This window comes from Bradyrhizobium sp. AT1, assembly GCF_001590795.1.
Classification (GTDB): Bacteria; Pseudomonadota; Alphaproteobacteria; order Rhizobiales; family Xanthobacteraceae; genus Bradyrhizobium.
In genome coordinates, this window is the sequence record NZ_JXDL01000001.1 from 1469068 (window position 1) to 1473016 (window position 3949).

7 protein-coding genes and 1 pseudogene are annotated in these 3949 nt (G+C 65.6%); 4 read left to right on the forward strand and 4 right to left on the reverse strand.

What is annotated here, in order from left to right; genetic code table 11:
• Both SE92_RS06995 and SE92_RS07000 read left to right on the forward strand, forming a co-directional pair.
• A pseudogene (locus SE92_RS06995) lies at positions 1-375 on the forward strand (transcriptional regulator); the annotation flags it as partial.
• Positions 376-648: 273 nt separating this feature from the next.
• Positions 649-897 carry a GCG_CRPN prefix-to-repeats domain-containing protein gene (locus SE92_RS07000; protein WP_063195070.1) on the forward strand — a complete coding sequence of 83 codons (249 nt, stop codon included), beginning with the start codon at positions 649-651 and terminating at the stop codon, positions 895-897.
• Between the two features lie 156 nt (positions 898-1053).
• Here SE92_RS07000 and SE92_RS07005 read toward each other — a convergent pair whose 3' ends face one another.
• Both SE92_RS07005 and SE92_RS07010 read right to left on the reverse strand, forming a co-directional pair.
• Entirely contained in the window at positions 1054-1338 is a 285-nt protein-coding gene (locus SE92_RS07005) for a twin-arginine translocation signal domain-containing protein (RefSeq protein WP_063195071.1), read from the reverse strand.
• Positions 1339-1453: 115 nt separating this feature from the next.
• The gene (locus SE92_RS07010; RefSeq protein ID WP_063195072.1) at positions 1454-1768 is read right to left on the reverse strand and encodes a hypothetical protein; all 315 of its coding nucleotides are present in this window, start codon (positions 1766-1768) and stop codon (positions 1454-1456) included.
• A 129-nt stretch (positions 1769-1897) separates the two neighbouring features.
• Here SE92_RS07010 and SE92_RS07015 point away from each other — a divergent pair, with 129 nt between their 5' ends.
• Together SE92_RS07015 and SE92_RS36525 are read left to right on the forward strand one after the other, a co-directional pair.
• On the forward strand, positions 1898-2551 hold the full coding sequence (locus SE92_RS07015) for a glutathione S-transferase family protein (RefSeq protein WP_063195073.1): 654 nt from the start codon (positions 1898-1900) through the stop codon (positions 2549-2551).
• Between the two features lie 74 nt (positions 2552-2625).
• Positions 2626-2778 (forward strand): hypothetical protein, encoded by a 153-nt coding sequence (locus SE92_RS36525; RefSeq protein WP_198172574.1) that lies wholly within the window; start codon positions 2626-2628, stop codon positions 2776-2778.
• Positions 2779-2895: 117 nt separating this feature from the next.
• Here SE92_RS36525 and SE92_RS07020 read toward each other — a convergent pair whose 3' ends face one another.
• A complete protein-coding gene (locus SE92_RS07020; protein WP_063195074.1) occupies positions 2896-3243 on the reverse strand; it encodes a hypothetical protein in 348 nt (115 codons plus the stop codon).
• Positions 3244-3340: 97 nt separating this feature from the next.
• On the reverse strand, positions 3341-3949 hold a 609-nt coding region (locus SE92_RS07025; RefSeq protein ID WP_283806757.1), incomplete at its 5' end, for a carboxyl transferase domain-containing protein.

Consider the following 3949-nt stretch of genomic DNA (forward strand, 5'->3'; position numbering starts at 1 on the left):
CGCGCGCGGATCTGCTACGACCATCTCGCCGGCGATCTCGGCGTGCAGATGCTCGATTCCCTGCGCGAGCGGAATCTGATCCGGCAGAAGAAGCAGGACATCGAGCTGACCGCCGAGGGCGAGCGCTTTCTCGCCAGGCACCTGCAGATCTCGCCCGACATGCTGACCCACCCGCGCCGGCCGGTGTGCAAGGCCTGCCTCGACTGGAGCGGGCGGCGGCATCACCTCGCCGGCACGCTGGGGGCCGCCATGATGCAGCGCTTCGCCGAGCTGAAATGGGCGGCGCGCGACGCAACCCCAGGCAGCCGCGTCGTGAACTTCACCCGCACCGGCGAAAAGCAGTTTGCCGCGCTGTTCGGCAACGGCAAGGACTGACCGCGCCTCGACCGCTCGCGGACGCCGGTCATGTCGGCTTCCTGAAGCGCGGGAAGCTAGTGCCGCCTTTTCCGTCCGCCCGCGCCGGCTTCTGTCGCCCCAGGCCGTATGCGGCGAACGTTCATGCCGCATTCAGGTCATGATTGGCAGGTTTGGATCGCGCCGGCTCGATGTGTTGCAAGATTTGACATGTCGAATCGTATCTTTTGATTCATTGTGCGCCGCAGGCACCACTCCCAGAGACTTGCTCCCCAGGACGAGAAGGAAGATCAAATGAAATACCTGTTCGCTGCCGCCATGCTCGCCAGCGCTGTCGTCGGTTTCACCGAAGCGGCCAGCGCCGCTGACGGCTGCGGCCGCGGGTTCTATCGCGGTCCCTATGGGCATTGCCGTCCGATGGGCGGCGCGGTCGTGGTGCGCCCGGCTCCTGTGTATGTAGCCCCGCCGGTCGTCGTCGTGCCCCGCGCGCGCGTCTGCCCCTATGGCTTCCGCTGGTACGCCGGCCGCTGCCGTCCGTTCTGATCTCTCCTGATGGCAAAATGGCCGCGCGGCGAAAGCCTGCGCGGCCATTTTCGTTTCAGGGCCGCCGACGCTTCGGCTGCGCAATTGAAGCAGCTTCCGAATCGAAACGGGGACCGCTGGCTGCGATCCCCGTCGAGTTCACGCGCTGTGGCGGACTCACCAGTGATGGCGGCGGTGCCAGCGACGGTGATGCCGGCGCCAATGACGGCGATGCCAGCCCCAGTGGCGGTGGTGGCCATGCCAGTGCACCTGCTCGGGCGTCAGCTGCGCGGCTTCCTCGCTGGTGGTGACGGCCGGATGAGCGTCGGGATTGCCTTGCGGCATGCGGGCGGGATCGCCGACCGGCTGCGGTGACAGCGGCGCGGCCTGCGCGGTCGCGGCGAAGGCGGCGGCGCCCGCCGTCACCCCCAATGCGAGTTTCAAAAAGTTCCGACGCTCCATGGCTTCTTCCTCTTGGATCTCTCAGCAAGTGATGCAGAGGAAGTGTCGCGGTCATGACATGAACCGAAGCTGAATCGTATGTTCAGATTCGTGCGAAGCGGACATTCGCTGCGCCCTACTTCGCAAACTCCTGCGCCAGCACCAGCGTCTCGCGCGAGCGCTTCACGTCGGGCCAGTCGCGCTCGAAATCGGCGACGAGCTTCTGCAGCGCATCCCCCTTCAGCATCGCCGCGAGCTTGGCCTCGTCGTCGAACTGATACATCGCCTGGTGCAGCGAGGGATCATCGAGGCTCCAGAACCGCCACGCCTTGCTGACGCCGAACGCCTTCACCGCGTCGGGCACATGTTCCGTCTCGTACCATCTGTCGAAGGCAGCGCGCTTTCCGGCGTCGGGGACAATGGCGCGGACGACGAAGAAGGCTGCTGGCATCTTGTTTCCTCCCAGTGTTTGGCGTGAGCCTAACCGGTTCAGCCGCCGGCGACAAAAAAATGCCGGCGCGGTGTCGGAACGCGCCGCCTCCGCGCGTCCTCTATTCAAACCAGGACACGGAGACAGCAAATGGCCGACCTCACCCTGACCACCTTCAATTGGGTTCCCGAAGCGCCGCGAGGCTTCGTGCGCGACCTCCGCGTGCGCTGGGCACTGGAAGAAGCCGCACTGCCCTATCGCGTCGCCAGCGCGCCGTTCGACGATCGCGGCCCTGCGCATCTCGCGCACCAGCCGTTCGGCCAGGTGCCGTGGCTGACCGACGGCGAGCTCTCGATCTTCGAGACCGGCGCGATCCTGCTGCATCTCGGCGAACGCAGCCCCAAGCTGATGCCCACCGACCCGCGCGGACGCACTGAAGCGACGCAATGGGTGTTCGCCGCGCTCAATTCGGTGGAGATGGCCAGCCTGCCCTGGGGAATGTCGAAGTTCATGGGACACCCGACCGACACGGCGGCCTGGAAATTCGTCGACGACTTCCTCAAGCTGCGGCTGAAGCATCTCGAGCCGGTGCTCGCCCGCCGCGAGTGGCTGGCGGGGTCCTTCTCCGTCGCCGACATCCTGATGTCGGACGTGCTGCGCGTCATCGATGGCTTCGACGCCCTGGCGGACAGTCCCGCCTGCCGCGCCTACGTCGCGCGCGCCACCGGCCGCCCGGCGTTCGCCAAGGCCCACGCGGACCAGATGGCGCATTTCGCCGCGGCGGATAAAGCCCGTGGAACGTGATGCACCTCACATAATCAATTCCACGCCCGGCCTACAGTCGCCAGCACCGGACGGAAGCAATCGAAAGGTGACCCATGGTCCGCATCGAATATCTCAAGCGACAGATCGCCCGCGCCGAGCGGCTGGCCAAAGCCATCCTCGACCGCCAGACCGCCGATAGGCTGCAAGCCTTCGCCGCCGAATGCCGCACGGAATTGTCGGAGCTGACGCTCGAGCGCGCCGCGTGAGACGTGGTGCGGATGCATCGGATAAGTAGGGCGGATTAGCGCCAGCGTAATCCGCCACGTCTTCATCCGCTGACGCATCCCCTGGCGGATTACGCTATCGCTAATCCGCCCTAAACCTCACACCAATTTCAGCGGCGCGTCCGCGACGACGCGCAGGTCGATTGATCCAATCAACGCCGCACGCCGCGCCTCCGCAGCGCTGATGGCCTCGTCGGTCTGCCGCAGCGTCGAGACATTCGAGCCGAGCGAGACGATCCCGCCCAGCACCAGCGCGATCGATCCGAGGGCGGCGGTCTGGCCGAAGCCAAACACACCCAAGATCGTCACCAGCAGCAGCGCCGCCCCGCCTCCGATCGCGATCTTGGAAGCCAGGATGTATTTGCGGCAGCGCTCGGCGACCTCGGCCAGCCGCTCGATGCGATCTTCGATATCGGAGATTTCGTCGGTCGGGTCGTCTTCGGTCATGCGAATACAGAAGAAACTGTAGCCCGCATGAGCGAAGCGACATGCGGGACCAAGGCAAAGACCCGGATGCCGCTGCGCTCACCCGGGCTACAAGTCCTCACAACGGCAAATTGTCGTGCTTCTTCGCCGGCGTTTCCACCTTCTTGTCCTTCAGCATCGCCAGCGCCCGCGCGATCCGCTTCCTCGTCGAGTGCGGCATGATGACGTCGTCGATGTAGCCGCGCTCGGCGGCGATGAAGGGGGACAGGAAGCGGTCTTCGTATTCCTTGGTGCGCGCCGCGATCTTGTCGGGGTCGCCGATGTCGCTGCGGAAGATGATCTCGACCGCGCCCTTGGCACCCATCACCGCGATCTGGGCGGTCGGCCAGGCGTAGTTCATGTCGGCGCCGATCTCCTTGGAGGCCATGACGTCGAAGGCGCCGCCATAGGCCTTGCGGGTGATGATGGTGACCAGCGGCACAGTGCACTGCGAATAGGCGAACAGCAGCTTGGCACCGTGCTTGATCAGGCCGCCATATTCCTGCGCGGTGCCGGGCAGGAAGCCCGGCACGTCGACGAAGGTGACGATCGGGATGTTGAAGGCGTCGCAAAAACGGACGAAGCGCGCGGCCTTGCGTGAGGCGTCGCTGTCGAGCACGCCGGCCAGCACCATCGGCTGGTTGGCGACGAAGCCGACGGTGCGGCCCGCGATGCGGCCAAAGCCCGT